The following is a 344-nucleotide window of genomic DNA, read 5'->3' on the forward strand; positions in this document are numbered from 1 at the left end:
GGCCGACATGGTCACGATGATCATCAACAGTGCTCTATCGTTCTGGGTGTTCTTCCCGATCTTCAAGATCATCTTCAAGCGTGACCCCGAGCCCGAGCCCGAGCCCGAGTCGGCTGAGCCCGAGGCGCCTGAGGCCGAGGGGCCTGGCCCTGCTCAGGTGGCGGGTGTGCCGGTGGCCGGGGGCGCGGGGGAGTCCTCGTCGTCGGCCCGTGCGGGCCAGGAAGTCTGAAGAGTGCGCTGATGTCCAAGCTGTTGACGATCGTCGTGCCGTGCTACAACTCTGCGGCGTACATGCACCGCAGCATCGACTCGTTGTTGGCCGGGGGCCAGCGGGTGGAGATCTT

Annotated in this window: 1 pseudogene; it reads left to right on the plus strand. The window is 65.4% G+C overall.

The window, feature by feature from the left end:
- A pseudogene (locus IE95_RS0118370) lies at window positions 1-229 on the plus strand (hypothetical protein); the annotation flags it as partial.
- Between the last annotated feature and the right edge of the window lie 115 nt (window positions 230-344).

Origin of the sequence: Oerskovia turbata, assembly GCF_000718325.1 — a bacterium.
Taxonomy (GTDB): domain Bacteria; phylum Actinomycetota; class Actinomycetes; order Actinomycetales; family Cellulomonadaceae; genus Oerskovia; species Oerskovia turbata.